General features: G+C 49.2%; 18 protein-coding genes. 7 read left to right on the top strand and 11 right to left on the bottom strand.

Features of this window, described 5'->3' with window-relative positions; all coding sequences use genetic code 11:
• Window positions 1–453: 453 nt before the first annotated feature.
• Entirely contained in the window at window positions 454–669 is a 216-nt protein-coding gene (locus F6R97_RS25905; protein WP_315867310.1) for a hypothetical protein, read from the top strand.
• An 893-nt stretch (window positions 670–1,562) separates the two neighbouring features.
• Here F6R97_RS25905 and F6R97_RS25900 read toward each other — a convergent pair.
• The 7 genes from F6R97_RS25900 to F6R97_RS25870 form a co-directional block, all read right to left on the bottom strand.
• Window positions 1,563–2,870, bottom strand: a complete 1,308-nt coding sequence (locus tag F6R97_RS25900; RefSeq protein WP_315867309.1) for a nucleotide sugar dehydrogenase — start codon at window positions 2,868–2,870, stop codon at window positions 1,563–1,565.
• Between the two features lie 63 nt (window positions 2,871–2,933).
• Complete coding sequence (locus tag F6R97_RS25895) at window positions 2,934–4,067, bottom strand: glycosyltransferase (protein WP_315867308.1); 1,134 nt, start codon at window positions 4,065–4,067, stop codon at window positions 2,934–2,936.
• Entirely contained in the window at window positions 4,057–5,229 is a 1,173-nt protein-coding gene (locus F6R97_RS25890) for a glycosyltransferase (RefSeq protein ID WP_315867307.1), read from the bottom strand. The genes F6R97_RS25895 and F6R97_RS25890 overlap by 11 nt, the downstream gene beginning before the upstream one ends.
• Window positions 5,226–6,050, bottom strand: a complete 825-nt coding sequence (locus F6R97_RS25885; RefSeq protein WP_315867306.1) for a polysaccharide deacetylase family protein — start codon at window positions 6,048–6,050, stop codon at window positions 5,226–5,228. Before F6R97_RS25885 ends, F6R97_RS25890 begins: the two co-directional genes overlap by 4 nt.
• A 14-nt stretch (window positions 6,051–6,064) precedes the next feature.
• A complete protein-coding gene (locus tag F6R97_RS25880; RefSeq protein ID WP_315867305.1) occupies window positions 6,065–7,021 on the bottom strand; it encodes a hypothetical protein in 957 nt (318 codons plus the stop codon).
• Between the two features lie 198 nt (window positions 7,022–7,219).
• Window positions 7,220–7,939 carry a phytanoyl-CoA dioxygenase family protein gene (locus tag F6R97_RS25875; protein WP_315867304.1) on the bottom strand — a complete coding sequence of 240 codons (720 nt, stop codon included), beginning with the start codon at window positions 7,937–7,939 and terminating at the stop codon, window positions 7,220–7,222.
• A 203-nt stretch (window positions 7,940–8,142) separates the two neighbouring features.
• A complete protein-coding gene (locus tag F6R97_RS25870) occupies window positions 8,143–9,003 on the bottom strand; it encodes an ATP-grasp fold amidoligase family protein (protein ID WP_315867303.1) in 861 nt (286 codons plus the stop codon).
• A gap of 1,471 nt (window positions 9,004–10,474) precedes the next feature.
• Between F6R97_RS25870 and F6R97_RS25865 the strand changes: the two genes are divergently transcribed.
• The 4 genes from F6R97_RS25865 (at window position 10,475) to F6R97_RS25850 (ending at window position 13,350) form a co-directional block, all read left to right on the top strand.
• Window positions 10,475–11,191 (top strand): ATP-binding cassette domain-containing protein, encoded by a 717-nt coding sequence (locus tag F6R97_RS25865; protein WP_315867302.1) that lies wholly within the window; start codon window positions 10,475–10,477, stop codon window positions 11,189–11,191.
• A gap of 13 nt (window positions 11,192–11,204) precedes the next feature.
• On the top strand, window positions 11,205–12,089 hold the full coding sequence (locus tag F6R97_RS25860) for a hypothetical protein (RefSeq protein WP_315867301.1): 885 nt from the start codon (window positions 11,205–11,207) through the stop codon (window positions 12,087–12,089).
• A 341-nt stretch (window positions 12,090–12,430) separates the two neighbouring features.
• A complete protein-coding gene (locus F6R97_RS25855) occupies window positions 12,431–12,646 on the top strand; it encodes a hypothetical protein (RefSeq protein WP_315867300.1) in 216 nt (71 codons plus the stop codon).
• 182 nt (window positions 12,647–12,828) lie between these two features.
• A complete protein-coding gene (locus F6R97_RS25850; RefSeq protein ID WP_315867299.1) occupies window positions 12,829–13,350 on the top strand; it encodes a hypothetical protein in 522 nt (173 codons plus the stop codon).
• Between the two features lie 275 nt (window positions 13,351–13,625).
• Here F6R97_RS25850 and F6R97_RS25845 read toward each other — a convergent pair whose 3' ends face one another.
• From F6R97_RS25845 to F6R97_RS25830, 4 genes are all read right to left on the bottom strand, one after another.
• Window positions 13,626–14,816 (bottom strand): FRG domain-containing protein, encoded by a 1,191-nt coding sequence (locus F6R97_RS25845; protein ID WP_409999814.1) that lies wholly within the window; start codon window positions 14,814–14,816, stop codon window positions 13,626–13,628.
• A gap of 53 nt (window positions 14,817–14,869) precedes the next feature.
• On the bottom strand, window positions 14,870–15,652 hold the full coding sequence (locus F6R97_RS25840; protein WP_315867297.1) for a hypothetical protein: 783 nt from the start codon (window positions 15,650–15,652) through the stop codon (window positions 14,870–14,872).
• A gap of 502 nt (window positions 15,653–16,154) precedes the next feature.
• Window positions 16,155–17,189 (bottom strand): 5-methylcytosine-specific restriction endonuclease system specificity protein McrC, encoded by a 1,035-nt coding sequence (gene mcrC / locus F6R97_RS25835; RefSeq protein ID WP_315867296.1) that lies wholly within the window; start codon window positions 17,187–17,189, stop codon window positions 16,155–16,157.
• A gap of 3 nt (window positions 17,190–17,192) precedes the next feature.
• Window positions 17,193–19,640: an AAA family ATPase gene (locus F6R97_RS25830; protein WP_315867295.1), complete on the bottom strand. Its 2,448-nt coding sequence runs from the start codon at window positions 19,638–19,640 to the stop codon at window positions 17,193–17,195.
• A gap of 518 nt (window positions 19,641–20,158) precedes the next feature.
• Here F6R97_RS25830 and F6R97_RS25825 point away from each other — a divergent pair.
• Together F6R97_RS25825 and F6R97_RS25820 are read left to right on the top strand one after the other, a co-directional pair.
• A complete protein-coding gene (locus F6R97_RS25825; protein ID WP_150752423.1) occupies window positions 20,159–20,959 on the top strand; it encodes a hypothetical protein in 801 nt (266 codons plus the stop codon).
• Between the two features lie 14 nt (window positions 20,960–20,973).
• Window positions 20,974–21,732 (top strand): hypothetical protein, encoded by a 759-nt coding sequence (locus F6R97_RS25820; protein WP_315867294.1) that lies wholly within the window; start codon window positions 20,974–20,976, stop codon window positions 21,730–21,732.
• The last annotated feature ends 17 nt before the right edge of the window (window positions 21,733–21,749 follow it).

Here is a 21,749-nt window from a genome sequence, read left to right as displayed (position 1 = left end):
AAATCAAGCAGAAAAAAAAGCAGGAATATTCCCGAAAAGCTATTCTTTACACGAAAGTCGGTCCAATCCATGACATACCGAACTGGCATCCAAGACATGGCGCTAGAAGTTTCTCAAACTAGCCAACCCCCATGACCGCTGCGTTGAAGATAAAACTGAGTAAGGGATTTGAACCCCTTTCGTCTTCATCGCATACCGCTGTAGCTCGAGCCGCCACCAACGTACGCCCCGGCTAGTCATCTTCATCTTCTAGAGCTTCCTTATACTTTCGTTGACGCGCCATCGCCGCCCTTGAGTAGTTCGTCATACAGGTCAAATGCGGACTCTGATCTTCGCATTGTCGGCTGGTGCTCAATTCGACTTCCTGCATCCGCCGTTGCATCCTGGCGCTGGTGAAATTGCGGTCGAGAATGTCACTGCTATGCTTGGGCTTTCTCGAAAGGAATCGACACCATGCCAAGCGATTATTCACTGTCGGATGTACTGGAAAGGCTGTTCGAAAACCAGCAGGCTCTGGAGGCGGCCATTATGGAGTTGACCCTGCTGATCGAGGAGCAAGGGGCACAGGAAGTGGGCGGAAATGTCCGTGGCGCATTGTGGAGCATTGGTGAAAACGCCGGTCATATCAAACAAGGCCTAGCTCGATTGAAGAAATTGGACATCGGTTAACCGACTACACACCAAGGGCCCGTCGACAGGTCATGTCGAGGTGAATTCGGTTAACCAGTCCGGTTCACCTCATAGGCAACTATCGGCCGATTCTGTTGAAAAAGTCGGTCTGCCCAAACTGCCTGATCATTGACTGGTGAAAACGCCTTTTTTGCACGCTACTACGTGAAATCCGAGTCCGGAAGCCTCTGCCAAAAGTAAAGATTTTAATCTCGGGCGCGTACTTTTCTGATGCGCAAACCATGGCCGACTTTTTCAACAGAATCGGCCAATAGCGGACGTTCCACTTGCTCCGGTTCGACCCGTAGCTCCTACTCCACCCTGTGATTGCTTAGGCGTCTAAGTGACCTGAGCCCAGAGATCACGTAATACCTACTGTGATCCGACTTTGATTGAACACTGACTGTTGCGGTCAATGATAATGTCACTGTCCTCAAATGGGCTTTGATTTGTGAGCATCGCCGCGCCAGCTCGTCCCCATGTCGCTCCATTGAGCAAACCACACTGGGAAAATTAAACCTTTGCTACCAGCGCACCCTCCCCCGTACAACGAAGCTGTGGTCGTGCTACTTGGGAGTGAGAGAGGTACCCACAATTACTCAAGTAAATGGCTTGTCTATTGCCCTCGGCTTGGCGTCAGTGCATGCGCTGGGCTAGAAGACACACCATCTTGAGTGCAGTAGGGAAGCGGTTGCTCCCTAGGTTCGATCAGCACTGACCGTGTATTAGCTCGCAGCGTCTTTGCAACCTGATGAGCCCCGCAGTTCGGCCTCTGCGGGCTTGGAGCGACGGCTGCCAGTGCCACTCGTGCTGACTGGTGTACTCAATCGCCCATACAGCAGGACGTCCGGGGCGAAGACGTCACAAGAGCTGTGAGCAACTGCATGAATAGCTCATGCAGCGACCACATTGCATGCCTGCTTATATCTACCTCTCGTGTCTACAATTAGCGAAGCATGCCTCGCTATAAAATCATAGTCGAACAAATCATGATCCGTAGCCAAAACAACACAATCATAGCCTCTGATATTCTCACAACTTAATTCAACCGAGCAAAGATCAAAACTATAATTTCTTTTCTTCGGGAAATCAGGCACATATGGATCCGAGTAGTGAACTATGGCATGGCTTTTTGCCAGGATTGACAAAATTTCAATCGAAGGCGACTCACGAGTATCATCAACATTTTTCTTATAGGCAACGCCCAACACAAGTATTCTGCTGCCGTTTATTGGCTTATGTCGCTCGTTTAGAGAACTAATGACTTTCTGCACCACCCACTGAGGCATATAACGATTCACCTCACCTGCTAGTTCGATGAAGCGAGTTCTAACACCATACGCTCGGGCCTTCCAAGTAAGGTAAAAAGGGTCAACTGGGATACAGTGCCCCCCTACCCCCGGGCCCGGCATATAAGATACAAAACCAAAGGGTTTGGTGCCAGCTGCATGGATGACTTCCTGAATATTTATACCCATTTTGTCAGTAACAATTTTCATCTCATTCACCAATCCTATATTCACAGCTCGATGAATATTCTCCAATAATTTACTCATCTCTGCCGTGCGAGTACTACTTACAGGAATCATCTCCGTGAATGCACATCCATATAGAGCTTTACCTAAGCTTAAACAGATTGGTGTGATGCCACCTATAACCTTCGGAATGTTATGTAATTCAAAAGTGAGGTTACCCGGATCTTCCCGCTCGGGCGAAAAAACCAAAGCACAATTTTGTCCAGGTTGAAATCCAGCCGCTTGAAGCCGTACGGCGAGAATTTCATCGGTTGTACCAGGCCATGTCGTACTCTCGAGACTAAGCAATTGACCCTCACGAAAGTAGGGCATGATAGCTTCGACAGTATTTACAATATAACTTATATCGGGCTCATGGTATTGGTTCAGCGGGGTTGGCACACAAATAATTATGGCATCTACTTCACGAGTCCTAGTAAAATCACAAGTAGCTTCAAAGGTTTTCCCTAGCGCGCTAGCAACCTTAGCCGAAGGGATCCGACCGATGTAGCTCTCGCCTGAGTTGAGACAACTAACTTTGTATTCATCGTTGTCAAAGCCGATGACTTTTATCCCAGCCTCAGAAAAGCAGAAAGCTAACGGAAGCCCTGCGTATCCTAGCCCGTAAACTCCGACAACTACAGCGCCACCTTTAATTTTCTCCTCTAAAGCCCGTAAATTATTCATAACCTACTCCTGACCACTGTAAATTAGGCCTGCGACCCGCAGCAGTATCTTAGTAATAGTGCGCTATAAATGATTACCACTAGAGCCTGGTGATCCTGTTAGCTCAGACCAGACCAATTCCCGAATACACGCCAGTCCATTCAGCCTCAGAGGAAAAACTGCTCTACCCCTCGTTTCAAAATTGTACAAAGCTCTTTTCAAGACCCCCTCAAGTTCAGCAACATCATCAATTCGCGTCAAGGGATAGTGAGAAGCTATAGCATCAGCAAATCGAATTTGCTCATCATCATCACCTGATTGATTCGGGCACACTATTAAATGCCCCCCGCCTCGAACTGCTTCCATAACCGAGTTGTACCCACCAGTCGTCACCGTTATGGCTGACGAGCTGTGAAAATCTGGCAATTCCTCACACACATCATAAACTTCGCAGTTATCAGAAACCTCCAGTCGAGTGCTCACAATACGCGACCGTGGCCCCAAAATAATTTTAAAACTCGTATTTGGCAACCTAGCTGCGACTTCAATGCAAGCAAGCATCAACCTCTCGGCTCCGAAGCCACCACCACCGGAGCAAACAACTACCGGTTCACCTATAAAGCGCTTAGGCACAACATCCGGAGCAATAAATCCCACATATCTAATTTTTTGCGAAGCAAGTTCGCAATAATTATCTTCTAATGCGAGATCGACTAGCCGTTCGTCCGAAGCAACAATTATCTTATCGTAAGTCGCACCAAACTTTAGTGTCGCCCCTCCTCGCAGAATAGCCGCATCAGATGAATCAGACATCCCCCTATGCAGAAAAAATTTCTTACCTACATAAGAGGACAACATCTGGCTTAATTCCCGGTGCTGACCAAAGGGTAAATAATCCACGATTACCAAGTCCGGGGAAAAAATATCTACAGTTTGGGAAATAAACTTACTCCTAAACTGTTCGGCATCGCACCTTGACATTTCTATCCAACACTTGCCACCCGCGCGTTCCGCACGAGCAGCGTCGATACCAGACCAGGATGGAATAACTACTAAGCCACATTCAATTGGTGAAATCCAGGTCGCCTCCCGCATCCCCGTCAGAATAAGAACAGAGAAATCTTTTTGCAACTCTGCGCCCAACCGTGAAATTCGACGAAGGTGTCCAAGACTGGATCCATCATGACAAAACAGCAGTATGCGCTTTTTAATATTCACTACTCAACTCCTCGATAAGGGCCATCCAGCTATTCTTCTCCCTTTCAGCCGAGAATCTTTCTCTAAACTTTTTTACAGAAGCATTATCTATATCAAAGCCTGCCTGTAAAATTTCCAACGCTAGCTTTTTCAACTCCATCGAAACACCTTGCGCATCTCCAACACTCACAACTCTAACGTGCTCTGCCCCGGCACCACCTGCAAGCTCACCACAAGCTGTAGTGACCATTGGGATTCCGATGCAAAGTGCTGTTGCACGCGCGGCTGATGATCCTTCACCTAGGGTTGCCGAACAGTAAATATCAGAGCTATATAGTCTTTCCTTTATTTGCACATGATTCAAATACCCAAGAAAATCCACATCTGAACCGAAAGCATCTCTGAGCAGTTGGCAGCGACCCTGCCAGTATTCAAGTTGGCTCGATTCAGTTATACCGCAAATCGTTAAGGACGAATCAATGCCACTTTTACGCAATTCTACAAACGCGTCGATCAATACCCCCGTCCCTTTTTTGTAGCAAAACCCTGCATCTGAAAATACTAGTATTTTTTTCCTTAAGTGATGGCGCCACATTTCACACGGGATATCTATTGATGTCTCAATCACCGAACTTGGCAAATCCGGAAGTATTTTTTTTATTGCCAAAATTTGCTCAGAACTTTTACCAACGACAAAAACAGCAGCAGAGCAGACCTCATAGAAAATAGCGCGCTCTTTCGGATTTCTAAATCCTCGCGAATAATCCGTACCAACAACAGTCACTATATGCGGCAAGCATAAATCTTGAGCAACGAGGTGCGCCGTGAATCCGACCCCCACAACAAAATTAGATAAAATAAAATTTGACGTCGCCTTTTCAGCCCTTTTTGCTACCTGTTCTCTGAGACAAATGAAATTTAGTCTTGCACGCTCATTTGCCAGTCTATCGCCCTGCCACCCGGAGGATACAAGAGGCTCTTCCCAAGGAGTACGATGCGTTACTATATCCACAACTTCGAATGGCGAGTTTCCATGATAGCTTGCGAGAGGGGCGTCCCCACAAGTATAAATAACAACTTTAAGTCCACTTAAAGAAAGCATCATCGCAAGATCAAACGTCCACTTTTCGAGCCCACCCCTTTGGGGAAATAATTCACTTGTCACAATATGGAAAACCCTCATTTCGCGACTCCCTGAAGCTCGGATGTCAGATCACAACGATTCCAATGCCCAGCATAAACCTCGCCTAATGGAAGGTTCGGATTTGCAAGGAGGATTTTTCCTGGAATTTGCGATGCAATATTTCTTGGAACAAATGACATACCATATGGTACGGCGTAGTGAGTGGATTCAATAGAGAGCTCTGACTTCAACCACTCACTGGTTTCATACAAATCATTTTTAAGCTCATCATCACTGCAACTTGCAATCTCTCGATGCCCCCATCCATGACTTTCTATCTTCACACCACTCTCACTAAGTGACTTAAGGCGCTCCAACGTAAGGACTCGACCATGAATTGGAACATCTGCAGAATCGCTTTTCAGCTTTAATCTCAACTCACCTATAATTTCATCCGTATTCTCTTCACAGAGTGTTACCATGAACTTCTTTATCTCAAGGCGAAAATGACGAATACTCATTTTCGAAGAGAGCCAATATGTTACTCCACGAAACACAATGCTATCAGCACCAATAGAATCCAGAATCGAATCAAATTGCGTAAACCAATATTGGCGCCCGCTTATAATTTGTGCAGCATTTACAAATAGTGTTACTTCGTGCCCAGCCTCTCGCGCCAACTCGCAAGCGCGCGCCGCTCCTTCTGTTGAATCATCTATAGTTAGTATATCCCTATCATGATCCAACCCCAGACAACCGTACTTCTCGGATCGAAACTTTAGGTGCCGAATTAGCGTGCTTTCCGATACGAAATTTCGTGAGCTTTGCGCGTCAGGCTGCCAATTATCAGAACACCCATGCAACATATAGACCCTACTCATTCCACCCCCCTTTCTCAGGATCTAATTGACTGAATAGCGCCATCTTCCTGTCGTGTGGAAAAATAATTCTCTAACGCCTCGCGAAGTTCTAACGAGACGTTAGAGTTCCACTGCCAAGCGCCGCCCGGACTCACAACTAGATCTCTCTCTGGCTCAAAGTTCAGTGAAGCCAACATCTCGTGCCTTTCAAGATATCGACGGTTAGCTATACTTCCGTGCCACAGATGGAATAGACGACCGGACCGTACTCCAACCGCCCTATCAATTTCCTTCTGCAGAGGTATTGCCCATCGCAAATAGTGCTCGACCCTGGCGGGACTCATACGAGCAGTCATAATTGCATCGTCGGGTCGACCTACCGCAGCACAAGCGAGCGCTCGATCTCCGCTTCCGACAATCATCGCGTCATAGAATCTATGGCGCTCAAGCAAGCTCCGGCGTGCTGCCCACGCAAGGCCGCACAATCCCTGACGAAATCTTCTGGTAGTCGATGGAACAAAATCTTCTTCTACCCACTCACCGCTCTTTTCAAGGCTAGCGATAGACCTCCCGGTTATCTCCCATCCCCCGACAGGCGCAGCAGCTATATCATCAATGCCCTCTGGAAGATCGACAAGCTCTGTGAAACACTGAACTAAATGAAATAACTTCAGTTCCCTAACTACTTCGACAGCCCAATTACGATCTTCAAAAATTACATCACAGTCTACCCAGCAAACATTTTTAACCTCTGGAGGCAGGTGATCAAGCGCTACATTAAGAAGCCTTTCTTTTTGCCAAAGGCACGCTCCTCCCGAAACTTTAACTAAAATCTCCGCATCCTCCGAAGTCAACTCAAAACAACACCCAGTCGACATCTCAACTGTTAGCAGTGGGATACCAAGGTTCTTTCGAAATAACTCGTAATTACGTCTTCTGGCTTTGTAGGACGCCGGATTATAGTAGGTTGTAATTGCCCAAATAGCATCCATCACACCACCCTATAAATATTAAGCCCGAGTTAACCTTCTACACAACAACAGCTCACCACTAAAAAATCGCGCACCAAGCCTTCTGGACTACAGCAAAAATATATATTGTCCCAAAAAAAACACTCTAAAGACGTACACCATCAACTCAAAGCAAAAGCTAAATGCCCTACAACCGAGAGATAACGCCTACTGGAAATCTCAAGGAGAATACATCCAAACCGAATCAGCATTCGGCTCTAGCAAAAGGCTTGGAGCCGAAGATGTATGCCAGTTAGGTTCCGCCCCCCACGACAAAGGTATTGCTGGAATATAATCCGGCGTAGAATACTGCAGCAAAATACTTCGCCGCATGTGAGAACTCTTGTTGTGTGAACCATGCCAGAGCGCTCCATCAAGGATACAAAACTCGCCATCTTTGAATGGCAACGGAACTCCTCCTACTCCATCCTTACGAGCCAGTCTTCTCTGTGAAACCTTGCTCATTGGTTTCAAGTGAGATCCTGGGAGAATATTCAGTGAGGAATCAGATGTAACACCAGAAAGCGCAATATGCACTGACACCCCTGGTGACTTCGAGTGCTCTATATCCACGTGCCAAGGGTGAACCGATCTAGCTTCACGTTCTATAACCGTCGCCCCCCAAGCTAATATTTTTGGACCTAGAATTCCCCGCACCCGTTCTACAATTTCAGGCCTTTGCACGAGAGCATTAAATGATTCAACACTCCAGTGGAAACTCTTGTACCATATACTGACTGACGCCTCCGAAGAAAACGTGTTCCAGTTTTTCCTTGGAAAGGCAAATCTTGCGGCAACAGCATCAAAGTCGGAACTTAGCTTTTCCCGTTCGCATTGAGTCAAAAGAGGGAAAGGCCCTATCCATCCCTCTTGATGGTAGACAGCTGCTAACTCACTCATTTCTGCTCCATGCATAAAATCTCGCCTATCGAAAACCTTGCCTGTAATAAACGTAGCACCTCGCGAAAGAGAGGGAGAGTTTTTTTGCTCACGGGCGGCTACCAATCGCGAAAGCCCACCCTCAGACACCGTCTAGCTTCATTCTCTAAGCAATCCCGTCACAGCGTAGCCAATGCACCAGAAGGACCGGAAATGGAAATTTTCTATGATGCCCCTGACGATCCATCGTTGGCTTTTAATAATGGCGCTGCCGCAAGACATTCGGACCAAAGCTTTCCTAAGATTAATTCAGCAAATGGGGTAAAAAGGTCAATGCTCTTGCCAGCAAATGGTGTATGTGTGAACTCCCCAAAAATCACTTTGTCAGATGTCAAATAAAAATCCAAGCGAACAAATGGATATTGATAAGCTTCGCTCAGCCGTCTGGAGGCAAACAGTAAATCTTCAAGAAGAACAGGTCGTGCTATAGATAGATCCGGCTCAAAACATCGCTGCATTCGGTCAGGTATGCGAGCCCAATCAATTGAATACCAAGCGTCACGCTTTACGGCTCGATTTATCACTTCGATGTAGTGAGGCTGTCCACCAAAGCAGTATACTTTGTAGTCACGCGGCAGTACTTCTCCCCTCGAAGGTTCTATAAACTCTTCTACAAGGATAGGCGTACCTCGAAATTCAGAAGAGCTGAGCAATTCCGAATAGAACGTTCTGACGAGCTCTGAACTAGCTGATTGATTGCGTAAAACATCCCACCCGCGCCTAACTGGAACAACCTCCCGTGAAGCGGTCCCATTTGAAGTCTTGATAACGTAAGTATCAGGAAAATTTGCAAATGGGATATCGCTGGCATTACCCCCCTCCCAATACAACTTCGCGACTCTGACACCAAATTTTGAAGCGAATTCCTTGGCATTCAGCTTATTGCTTAGTTTTCGCTGCCAAAAATTACAGCATTGCCATTGATCATCGGAGTCAGTACTTTTTAATCGCTCGCTTTCACAAATTGATGGCGGATGCAAAGCATCGGAGATAGTCCACAATTGAGATTTTCGAGAAAGAATCATGCTCGAGAACGATGGAATCCCTGCCATATCTACGTAACCTCAGTCGAGGATTTCTAGCATCAGCATAGCAGCTTAATAGCAGCTTACTGTCCAACTTAAAGTACTGTTACAGGTCGATCACCCAGAGAGCCGGCTAATCCAACTCATATCTTAAGACAAATTTTACCAAAGAAATCAAGGCACTGGAGCGTAGCGTTGGACAGTTGCCTCCACCCAAACCGCCCATCGCGCGCTGTCCAAAAGATAAAGGCTAGCACATGACTCATCGTATAATTAATACGTATCAAGTAAGGTGCGAACCTCAAAAATCCCCTCGACTCCGAATAATGGGAACTTTAATTATTTCAATCGGGCCTCAGTAATTTCAACAGCTAGTGAGTTTTGTCAGTAGCACCAGCGACTCAGATCGTCCCAGCTGCGAGCCTATTGCAACCGTCTCTATTTAAGGTGGCACTCATCAGCCAATTTTCAAAGCATCCACGTCTCATAAAACGAAACAGAAGGTTACACAAGCTGACTATTCTGCACCACAGAGTGGAAACCGATACCGCACCCCGATAGCAATGCTGCCAGAACCCAGCAGTGCTTATGCTCCTGTAGGTGCAGAACATGTCCGCTCGAACCCTTGCCCTCACTGTTTTTCTCGTTTAGGTAATCCTCGCGCCGATGGCATTCGCCGATTCGCAGCCATGTGATGACACCACCGCCACCGTCCCAGTCACCCAGATGCGCTACTAATAGAATGATGAAGGCCTGGTGATCGCCAATGGCTGGAGTGATCCTACGACGGGCGCACACAGCAACCTCATCAAGATGGCAGGCAATACCGCCAGGCCCCTGCATCCGCACAGCTGCACTACTGCGGCGTCGTGATCAACGGTGTCGTGGCCAACGAGCCCACCACCACCTCGCCCGATCATCCGAAGCGTCGACTTGATGTTCGCAAGCGGTCTTCGAACGATGGTTTTGGCCGTTAACAACCATTTACGAAAGTCCGCTTTGGGTCGATTCTGTTGAAAAAGTCGGTCTGCCCAAACTGCCTGATCATTGACTGGTGAAAACGCCTTTTTTGCACGCTGCTACGTGAAATCCGAGTCCGGAAGCCTCTGCCAAAAGTAAAGATTTCAATCTCGGACGCGTACTTTTCTGATGCGCAAACCATGGCCGACTTTTTCAACACAATCGGTCGATTGCGGCGCTTCGTGACGGGCAGCAATCGACCCAAAGTAGACCTCCGCGGCCAGTAACAGAATGAGCCAATTAACTTGTCACTGGGTATCCTGGCTCCGAATGCAGGCACTCTTGTTGTCTAGCCCCAACCGCTCTACGATCAAGTCGCATCATGGGGGCAGCAACACTCCACACGGGTCGACCTGGATAGTCGTCTAACCGGGCACATGGGGCCGTCCAATCGAAGTTCACGAGGACAGCTTCCTAGACGGGCTTCCTCGAGTGGTCACAGGTAACTAACATGTCATTCTCGTTCACTATTCCCATTGAGGAGCCGACAGGCACTCTACAGCTGACAGTAAACACTGGGCAGATGCTATTTATCCTTGGTGCAAATGGCACTGGAAAATCGAGTCTTATGCAGTTGTTTACATCGGCTGGCAGCGAAAAGACGCGGCGCATCACCGCCCACCGCCAGACATGGTTTCGATCTGGATCACCTGAGTTCACTGGCACACAGCGCGCTGAGTATGGGCAGAACATGTTCCATCATGATCAGCAGGTAAACTCGCGTTGGAAGGATGACTACTCGGGGCAACGTGCTCAGGTGGCGATCTACGATTTAATCAATTCTGAGAACATGCGTGCACGTGAGATCACTCGGGCCGTCGATGCCAAAAAGATAGGCGAAGTCGACAGGCTCTCCACCAAAGAGGGTGCGTTCTTGATCTTGAACCGCCTACTGCGGCTCGCCAATCTCGACATCATCGTATCCGTCGAAGCAAACGACGAAATTATGGCATCCCGGAGCGGCAGCAAGCGCTACAGTATCGCCAGACTTTCCGACGGAGAGCGCAATGCGATTCTAATTGCCGCCAATGTGCTCACTGTGCCCGCAAAAACGCTTCTCCTTATAGATGAGCCGGAACGGCACCTACACCGTTCAATTGTGTCCCCGCTTCTCTCGCTTCTGCTCAAAGAAAGACCAGACTGCGCTTTCAATCGTATCCACGCATGAGCCATTACTTCCAGTGGACAACCCGGGCTCAAAGGTTTTGCTGACACGTGCCTGCATATACCAGGGCGACGAGGTAAAATCTTACGATATCGATTTGCTGGAGGGCAGCACAGAGATTGATGATGACCTGAAACAAACCATTCTGGGCGAGCGTCGTAAAATCGTGTTTGTCGAGGGCGCTGAGCATAGTCTTGATAAGCCGCTTTACAGCCTTCTGTTCCCGAATGCTTCGATTGTGGCGAAAGCCAGCTGTCGCGAGGTCGAAAATGCAGTCGTTGGTATCAAAGGAGCAACTGAACTTCACTGGGTGAAGCCATTCGGTCTGGTGGACAACGATACTTCCGAACCTGAGCGGATTGCAGACTTAAAAAGCAAAGGCGTAATTGCACTGAACGTCTATTCGGTTGAATCAATCTACTATCATCCCGAAGTGCAGAAGCTGGCAGGTGAGAGACTTGTGGCGGTAGTCGGCGGGGATTTGGCGGAAAAGCTCGCGAAAGCAAATATCGATGCCATCAAGGCGATTCGCGATAGCGCCAAACATCTCAGTGCCCGGATTGCGGAGAAATCGGCGCGCGCTGAAGTCTTCTCACTTCTACCCAAGAACGGTGAGGTAGCCGCAGGAGGTAAGCGTACCGCTGAAATCGACTTCGGTAAGTGTGGTCAAGATGAGGCAAAACGGATTGAGGCATTGATCGATGCGTTAGATTTTGTCGGTGTTTTGCAACGGTATCCAATTCGAGAGTCCGCCGCACTCGATGCTATTGCTAAAGCGCTAAACTTCACGAATCGTACCCAGTATGAGGCAGCTGTCCGTAACCTCTTGGTGCGCGATTTGGAAGCGGTAAATCGTGTCCGAACCTTGCTTGGGGCTTTCCCAGCCGATCTTATTGCATAGCCGCCTGCGGCGGTCGCCGAGTTTGCATTCACCTGTAATCCTGCCTTGGTAGCTTCGCTTCTGGTGGGATTGCGGGTCAGCGTAGGCGTTCCCTTCGATGTCCGCTACTGGGCCGAATGCGGTCATTGGGCATGGCATTCAAGTAAAGAAGTGCGGATAGGGATTCGAACCCCTCCTTGCGTCCCTGTAGACCGCTTCAGGCCAGTAAATACGGCATTTTCGCCCTTTACTCATGGCGTCCTGCGGTCCATGGCGGCCCTGAATCTGCCCTAATTTTGCCCTAAACCTCTTCACGACTACCGCTGCTATGCTTAGGTCTTCCTCGGAAGGAGTCGACCCCCATGCCAGGTGATTACTCACTACCCGATGTACTGGAAAGGATCTACCACAATCAGCTCGCTCTGGAGGCGGCGGTAATGGAGCTGACGCTGTGGGTGGAACAGCAGGACTCGACTGAGGTAGGTAGCAATGTCCGTGGAGCTCTGGAAGCTGTTGGGGAAAACGCGGGCCACATCAAACAGGGCTTGGCCAAGATCAGGGGCACGAATCTAGGCTAGGCATCAGCCTTCCCGAGACGATTAAGCCTAACGATTCCCAATATGATGTTTCTCGTTAGACCGCTTTCGCAAAAATGCTGACGCTCGACACACACAACAGTGGGCTGCATCTGTGCGTTCAATGACTAACGGTAACGCCGTGGGCTGCCGTGCTCCTCAAAGGTTAGGTCACAGAAAAGTTTATGACTCTCGATCAACATATCCAAATTTTGAACGCCATCAGCACTTGGGTTGCCGGGGTGGCCACACTGGCCGCAGTTGTCGTCTCGCTACACCTTGCACGTCGAGCCGATCGAGTCCGCGTACGTATCTCTGTGGGCCTGAGGCTCGTATTCGCAGGTGATGGAACTCCTGCGGAAGAACACGTTGGTTTCACCATCGTCAATCTTGGAGATCGGTCAGTTACCGTAAATGCAATTGGGTGGCACGTAGGGCCCGCCAAAGCATTCAGCCTCTCTATGGGCAGTACACGCAGCATTATCCAAAGCAGCTCACGCATGGCGAGCAAGCAAACTTTATGGTTTCACTTCTGGCTCTACCATCCTGGCCGAAAGAGTTCGCCACAGGCTTCGTACAAAATCTATCCCCGAAAAACCTCCGAACGCTACGAGCCCAGATTCACACGTCTTTGGGTCAAACGATTCAAGTCAAACCAGAAGAAAACTTACTACAGCGGCTTCGCGACGCTGGGACCAAACACTTAATGTCGCGCCAACGCGCTCTGGCAAGCCCATTCCCACTGATCGTGCTTTTCTTGGTGGCCAGCGCTTGGGATCCACGCCAGACTGCTTCACGCCCTGAGAAAGTCAGTCGCGAAAGGCATGAATGAGTCGTTTGCGGCCCATAGCGACAGACAGAAATCGGCCAGAAGCAGTCAGACGTGAGGGGCCCTACAAATCACAACTAGGGTGGAGTGGCTTACCGCACTCCTCGATCGAAGGTGCGGATCCACTCAATAAAACGGCCCGCTAGAGCTGGCTCAGGAGGGAGGTTCAACTATCTCGAAGACGTGCTTGAGTCCTGCTCCGCAATAGAGAGGATGCTTATCCCCGATGCTTGCCTTGAGAGACAAAAGCTCGCGATAGAACGGATCGTTTGAGGGAAAAATATCTCTTGTCTCTGCTGGCGCTACGCCGAAGCTTGGTGCAAGCACGAAAACTGCGATGAGATCGTCTGCAACGATATTGCCATGGACACCCCAGCTCCCATGTGCCAGCACAGCGGCCTGCCGGCGCGGCCGTTCAGCTGCAAGTTCGAGATTATGGATGGGATCCCAATCGCTAGATCTGAAGACGTAAATCACTGGCCAGTTCTCAGATGGCTGCTCATGCCATTCGTGACGCGTATACCAAGCGGTGTCATCGCGCTCGTGAAATTTGTGCGTCGCGAACCACCAGGCCGTGTCCAGCGATGTGGTGACGTCGAGGCCAAAGGTAGGCAAGCCGTAGTGCTGTGAGATCGACATCGTACTAAGACGGTGCCATCTTGCAATGTGCCCACCGGTGGTTAGATAGACGTGCTCGATGTCGTCCTCAACCCACCAACGGTTGTCGGCGAAGCCGGATAGCCGATAGTCGATGTCCGCCACAATAGCCTTCCAGTGGCGCTCTGCCGCGAGGTAGTTGAATTGCCTTCTGTACGCAGTCGAGGGCAGGCTGGGCTCCTGGGCAGAACAGCTGCCGTACAGGAATTCCTTCACCCGCGGTCGTCTATTCACAAAGTACTGATTCGTTTGTCCGCGAAAGAAGATAGAGCTGCGCGGGGTGTTAACTTTCCGAAACAATTCAAGTTCTTGATCGAGTTGCTGTCGCGACGTTACGGCACGCACAGGGATGCGGTTGAAGCGACTTCGAAGAGCCTGCAGTTGCTCAGATTCGGACCATATAGGTCCTGGATGCGGTTCGAGGCCTCTCTGGCCAAATACGGCGAGCGGACCCAACTTCATTGGTTTCAGCCTAGCACCGGTGTAGTAGTCCACCAGAACAACGTCCCCTGACGCTTTGAGTGGCTTGAAGTGGTTCAAGTCCATATGCGGCGAAAGTAGACTCTCCGGGTCCGAACCGAGCAACTCCAACCTGTCCTCAAGGGGAAGCGCGCCCACGTCCATAGCCAGCATCCCACTGCCGTGTAGGTCTTCAATGTCGGCGCTGGAATAGCCGATGGCCTGCATCAACGCGGCAGATTTCTCCGGTCGGAGCACGTCCGACAAGGATGAGGGCGGTCTCAATTTATGTCCCCTCTAATGAGCAACATCACAGATTCGCCTCTTGATTGGAGCTGACGTCCCAGAGCTGTCGCGGTGGCTACTGCATCGGAATCACGTTCGGGATCGCACCAAAGCCAGAGGTTCTTCATATCAAGATCCTCTTGCTTGGTCATCACTATTTCCATTCGCGTGGCGAACATTGCCCAGAGCGGGTGGTTTTCCCGCTCAGATCGCCCAATTTGGCGCACGCCGCCTCTGAAGTGCCGACGAGTGAGCATCTTTGAGTAGGCCAAACAGAAGTCAAGGATGGTTCCCATCGCCTCGGAGATCAACGCAACATGGGCGGCTGAACCTGTCACTTGCATCAATGGAAACGGCACTGTTTCTGAGTCGGACTCTCGCTGGACCGCTTCGCTTACTTTGATCGGTTTATCACCGACACGGGTTCCCTCAGGTAGCGCACTGATTGTGCAACTCAAAAAGGGTAGCCCCTTGAGGTAATCCCAGAAGGCCTGAGGGAGCGCCGAGAGCGACGGCAAGGCCCGAAGTGCCGAAAGGTCGGTTTCGGTCAAACACCAGTCCCGAAGAAAGTCCATACAATGCTGAACGCCGAAGAAAACGAATGGCTGAATCTTCTGGCAATCTGGAAGTGAGAAGAACCGGTGGACCTTCCAGTCGTGGCGCCCGTTGGCCCAGAGGTCGTGTACGTGCAGGATCAGGTCGGGGCGCAAAAATGAGCTGGAATGGAGCCCCCCATCAGAGAGTCGGAGATGGGCCCATGGATCGTTTTCGGTTTGCATGTCTGGAGGCGGCAAAAAATTGGAACGCCACTATTGCACGTTTCTGCGAGCGAGCAAAACCTGTCCAATGTATTCCTACCCTCTCGCGTAGATCCTGCTGCATGGCGCTTTGAACGTCAGCAATGGGTCCAGGCTGTGTGAAAACGTTTTGGAGCAGGTTTGACAGTCAGGACTGCAACGAAAATCGCGTTCCTACGCAAATTTACGGCCTGCTGATTAACCAAACACTGGCAGATTTTACGTAGCAACGCAGACTTCAAAACGAGGCATACGTTTTCACACAGCCTGGGTCGGTTTCTGCCCGTCACGGTAGGCAGAAACCGGCCAGGAGCGGCCGGGTGATACAGACATGGCTGATGGCTAGCGCCACTTATACCGCTTTCGATTCTAGGGAGGCTCGCCGCCACCTGAAAAAATCAATTGTCGACTCAGAACTTTTCGGTAGGCCTCTCTACGATTGCATCCATAATTTCGGCCTGTAGCAAATACTGGGGTGATTCATTCAGCTGAGGAGTCGCACCAGATCCGAGCGGACACCTTGCCAAGGCTGGCCTAGGTTAACGGTACAAACTGCGACATCGAAGCCTTGAATCTGGTAGACCTCGTTTACCACCTTATCGACCTGAGGGTATATCAGCATACCTGAGAGTTTTTCGCCCTCACGACCTATAGAGTTAGTCAGGTAACTCATCAACTGATAGAGGTTCTCGCTGTGAACCTTCTCCGCGCCCCAATACTCAGTCATCGTCCGCTGATAGTACTTCGCATCAATAATCTTTCGCTCCGAACCTCGCCTCAGCGAAATGTCCGTCGTCATCCGGGGTAAGAAAATCAAGTTCGGGTCAGTCACGCTCACCGCTTTCCAAGCAATGTGTTCGCGTTTGACATCCCAAGCCGGGATCTCAAGTCTGATGAAATTGAAGAGGAAGTCTTCGAATACCCGCGCCATCGCACGTTCGTCGCGGATAAAATCCCGAAACTGGTATGTCCCTGACGCGGGGTCGACTAAGGCTGACTCTTGGATGAGTTTGCAGACACTCATTAGAAATCGGTAAAAACGGTTGTTCGAATGTAATTGAACTTGCCTGAAGGTTTGGCTCGTCAGACGTATTTCCCCGATATCTGGCAACGATTGGCTCAGCAACTTTACGTGTTTCTTCAGATCACCGTGAAGGTCCGGAACCTGGCTGAGTAGCCTCAGGGTGCTCTTTAGAATCCTGTTCGGTAACGTATCCGGACTTAATTCATCAAAGGAGCAAGCGGCGCGACCATGCGCTAACAAGAAGCGGCGCCCTGATCTCAACACGTCTATGCGCCCCCGCACACCCGCGAGATCGTCCTCGCGTCCTATGTAACTTTGTTCAAGGCCACGTCTCGCAAGATGCTCGACGCCCTGGCATAAAACGACCGCGAATAGGTCCACCAATTCAGTGCTAGGAACGTTCGATACATCTACGATTTCTCCCTGTTTGAGGTGGTTCCAGGCATAACAAAGCAGGTAGTAAAGATTCTGAACAGGGATACGAGGCATATCCATTACTCAGGCTCCGAGTAACCGCTGCGCCCAATCCTCAAGTTTTGACGGATCGTCGAACCAGTACTCACGCAGTAACGGAATAATCTCCGAATGGATAACCTCGTGATACCACTCAATTTCAAGCGGGCCGCTCTGTGATGCGTCCGGACAAAAGTAGCTATGCCCAATACAGAAACCCTCGCCAAGGTTTGCCTTGTCTAGGCGGATATCTTCATTTAGGGTGCAGATGTCCTGAGAAAGTCTGTCGATGGTACTTTCCACGACTCCGCGTTTCCGGAGAAACTCCTTAAATTGTACGGTCTCGAAGCCAGGGCTAATGTCCATGAACGCAAACCGCCGCCGCAGCGCGTAGTCAACCATGGAGAGTGAGCGATCTGCTGTATTCATTAGCCCGACGAGGTAGACATTCGATGGCACGAAGAATTTTTCGTCGGGATACTTAGAATAGGTCAACGGGACTGCCCATTCCGGCCCACGCTTGTCTCCCTCCATCAGCATCATCACCTCGCCCAGTACTTTGCTTAGGTTGGCGCGGTTGATTTCGTCGATGACGAAAACATAGTCGTTTTCAGAATCACGCTCTGCACGCGTGCAGAACTCGTGGAAAACACCATTTTTACGATGAAAGCCTGTCCCGCTCGGGCGATAGCCCTGGATGAAATCCTCGTACGAATAGGCCTGATGAAACTGCACCATGCCCATTCGATGCGGAGCTTTCATACCCATCAAAGCATTAGCCAGGCGTTTTGCCACAAACGTCTTACCCACACCAGGCGGCCCTTGGAGGATGAGGTTCTTCTTGCGGCGAAGGCGGCCTACCATATTCCTAAACACCGACTCCGGAATGAAAAGCTCAGCCAGGGCGTCTTGAATGGAGTAATGCGAGACGTCAACCGAGTACTTGCTATCTAAATGCTCCTCACCCGACTCCTCGAACAAAAGACGATAGCGGTCGATCATCTCGTCGAGAGCTTGGGTCAACGAATCGAAGTCGATCCCGCCCTGAACATCAAATGACGTGGCCACCCGAGACTGGCCATAGTTTCCCGCTGGGTGCCCATAGAGCTCCAGAAAATACTCATTGACCGTCTTCGCCGACTCTACATCCTCCCAATGCTTGTTCGGCTCCTCGGTCTCGCTGATTCCATATGCGAGAATCAGTACGCCTGATTGCTTGAAGAGCAGTAGAACAGGATATATCCCATTTGATGTCTTCTGGTTCCGCCCCAAAAAAGACACCCAAGGTACACGTGATAGCCCCCCCTGCCCGAAGCTGACTTTTGTGTCGAGCTCACGATATTTCTTCGGGTAATCCGCGGTTGTCAGCCTGGTTCCCTCCCGCGCTTGCGCGAGAAATTTCCCCACCAACTCGCGAACAAAATTCTTCTCTACGATTTCGAAGCCAAGTTGACGAAGCAATTTGAATGCGGGTGAGTTTTCGCCACCGGAGAAGTCGTCTCTATCGTAAGTCTTGCCAGATGCGTTCTTCACAGCAAGTGACAAAACTAATTTTGGTGGATAACGACGAGCCTTATGCAAAAGATCGTAAGTAGTCGATTTTGAGCGCTCCGGAATATTATGTTGTTCAATCTCTACCAAAGCGTCCAGCACATGCTCGACCTTGACGTCCTTGGTAACAGCTTCGAAGTCGGGCTGGCCCCACCGATCAGACAGCGGGGCACAATAAAAATCCAGGTCGCGAGTGTCATACGCCAGTTCGAGTTCTTCCCGAATACTGAGCAAGGCCTTATCGATCGCCAGAGGAGACATACGAGCAAGCGCTGCCTTGGTCCCCCCTCCAAACGCGAGCACAACACTATCCCTTTCGCCACCACTAAAGATGCGCTCGAAAGTGTCTGGAAAAAGCAGATAGACGAGCATGTGACGCAACTGCCTGGAATCGCTCTCTGCAATAGCCTGGAGCCACTCGCCAAACCGCCAACCATCTTGGAGAATCTCGGCACGGTCCTCTAGGGAAAGCCGTTTGAAAGCAAGGCAGAAGTTGATGCAGTACCTAAGCTCACGCCACCGGTAGTTGTTATATCCTGCGCCAGCACTACCAATGCCAGTCAGTATCGAGTCGTCGAGCCACTGGTTTGCCGTATCCGGAAGCTGCTCGTTTGACCATTCCCACGTGTCACGAATTGTCTGCCGTTTCGAGTCCGCTTTAATGTTGCTGGGGCACAAGAGCATCAGCCAATTCATCTCTGCAGCAAGCTGTCTCACCTCGGACGGTGTCGCCTGCAACTGATCGCGTAGTTTTTCCCAATATGTCCCTTGCCCCTCATCAAGATTATTGATGAAGTGGGTTTCGAGGGACTCCATCCCATCCAGCGTCCAGAGTTGCCGTTCCGAAAATACCGACCCATCGCGCAAGAGAGCCGCTTCCCGCCAGCGCTCGGCAGCAGCAAAAATTGGGGCAACATCCTTACCACCACAGTAGCGGCTCATGCGAATTCCTTTTGAGTCTCGGATTTTTGAAAGGAGAGCATAAACGAACAACCCACCGATAACGCGAGCCTGACTCCGCAAATCGCTCCTAATGGCGTGATTCAGTTACTCCCTTAAGGCTTTGCGTCCACCGAAAAATGAATCGCTCCTAGCGTCACAGCCACGTTGACTGTCCGCAAAGGGTAGCTGCCCTTCGTGAAAGGCAGTTATCGGCCAATCGATGACAGACATATCGGCTCCTGGAGATGTATTCAGATTTGAGTGTATCTCTGCAAGCTAGTCAAAAAACCCTGCGAAATCGCGCTCCCATAGTGAAATATCGCGCAATGTGAGGTTTTGGTCTCAGTAAGACAGTTCGGTCTACTGGGCATCAGTGATCCCTGCTCCGAGACATGAACAACCAAGTGTGGCTAGTGAACCTTAGTAGTCATAAAAATTAGGTATCCCAAGGATCGTCATGCCATGGATAATGGTAAGGTGATATCACCATTTTTGAGGGAACAGAATTGATAATTCCGATGGATGTGACGATTGGAACAGGTGAGGCAAATTTTACTGATCTCGACTTCTATTATGGCGCTAAGGCATTAGAGGGAACTTCAGAGGTCGTTGCTCTAGTAGCACATACCATTCTAAATAGAACACTTGCAAAGCAAGTCCCCTCGATAGAAGGAATAAGAGCCAACTTTAAAAGATCCTTCATCGGCTCTTTCGGGCAAAAATTTGAGCTAGCAATCACTGGCGCCGAACAAGTTCGAGTGCTGGAGTGGATTGGAGAAGATGGATTCTTCCAAATAATGAAACACTATATAGGCCAAGCCGTAGGTATCGACCATCAAATAATAAAGCCTATCGCAATAAGTTGGGCCAGAACTTACATTGAAGACGAAGTTGACTTAATTCAGAGAATTCGTGAACCTTTGCTGAGAATACATAAACCTATAGAAAACCAAGGCTACCGAATAGTTTTAAATAAAAGACGCTCGCCAATTTCAGTATTCAATAACGACACGTTTCAGTATATATCGCACGAGTTCACAGAAGATCAACGCATTCAAATAACTGCTGTAATTACCAGATTTAACAAACTAACAGGAACTGGCCGTCTAATTTTATCAGAGGACGAAAAATCTGTAAGTTTTGCTCCTGCGAGAACCTGGCAAATGTTTCCTGCAGATCAAAGAAAAGTCTTTTCAAGAAACCTGCACCAGAACAATGGAGCTGATGATTTTTCGCCTTTAACATTGGAAGTTACCCGAGTTATGGGGCGAGATGACATAGTCAAGCATTACAAGGTCCATAGCGTCATTCTTGACTAAACAGGTATAGGACCATGAGAAAAGAAATAGTGATTGGCGCTCTGACGATAGCCGGAGCACTTCTAATATACTCTCTAAACTTCAATGAAGGCCTTGGATTATCTTCTGACAAGGGTGACTGGGGTACATTTGGTGACTTTATAGGCGGATTTTCTAATCCAATTATAACTTTTATCACGATGTGCATGTTAATCAAGTCTATCGACCTGCAAAAAGATGCCAATGAAAGCATTATTGAACAAAACAATCATATAAAAAACTCTGAGGAAAGACAAAAGGAACTCGAAGACTTGAGATCTTTTGAGTCTACTTTCTACAGCCTTGCGGAAGTTTCCAGGCAAGAGTACGGCCGCCTTACCATAAAGGATTCATCCGGCAAAGAGCACTGTGAATCCTACGCTGTTAGCTATATCGAAGAAGAGATTATCAGATTATATAAAGACAACATCGAAATGGATGTACAGTCTGACTTCGAAGCGATGTTCGACAAACTAGACGAGCAATCATCGATGGGCCTCTTCTCTTCGGTGAGGAGCTTTTACATACTATTTAAAATAACAACCGAAGTATGCCCTCCCCGCCACCAGGAAAAATATATAGAAATCTGTAACTATACGATGCCCGTTAGATTCCTAAACTTAGTATGCATAGCACAAGCATATTCCGGTTGGGGCATACTAAAACTGCTAGAGGATCGCGCCTTTTTCGAAAAGGAAGGGCTCAAAGAATATCTCAAAGCATGGCACGATTTGAAACAACAGCTCAACGATTAATCTGCGAGCTCACATTT

The sequence above is a fragment of the Pseudomonas sp. JV414 genome, from assembly GCF_032424305.1.
GTDB lineage: Bacteria > Pseudomonadota > Gammaproteobacteria > Pseudomonadales > Pseudomonadaceae > Aquipseudomonas > Aquipseudomonas lini.
The sequence above is the reverse complement of the archived record's forward strand: the minus strand, read 5'-3'. Positions and strand labels throughout refer to the sequence as shown.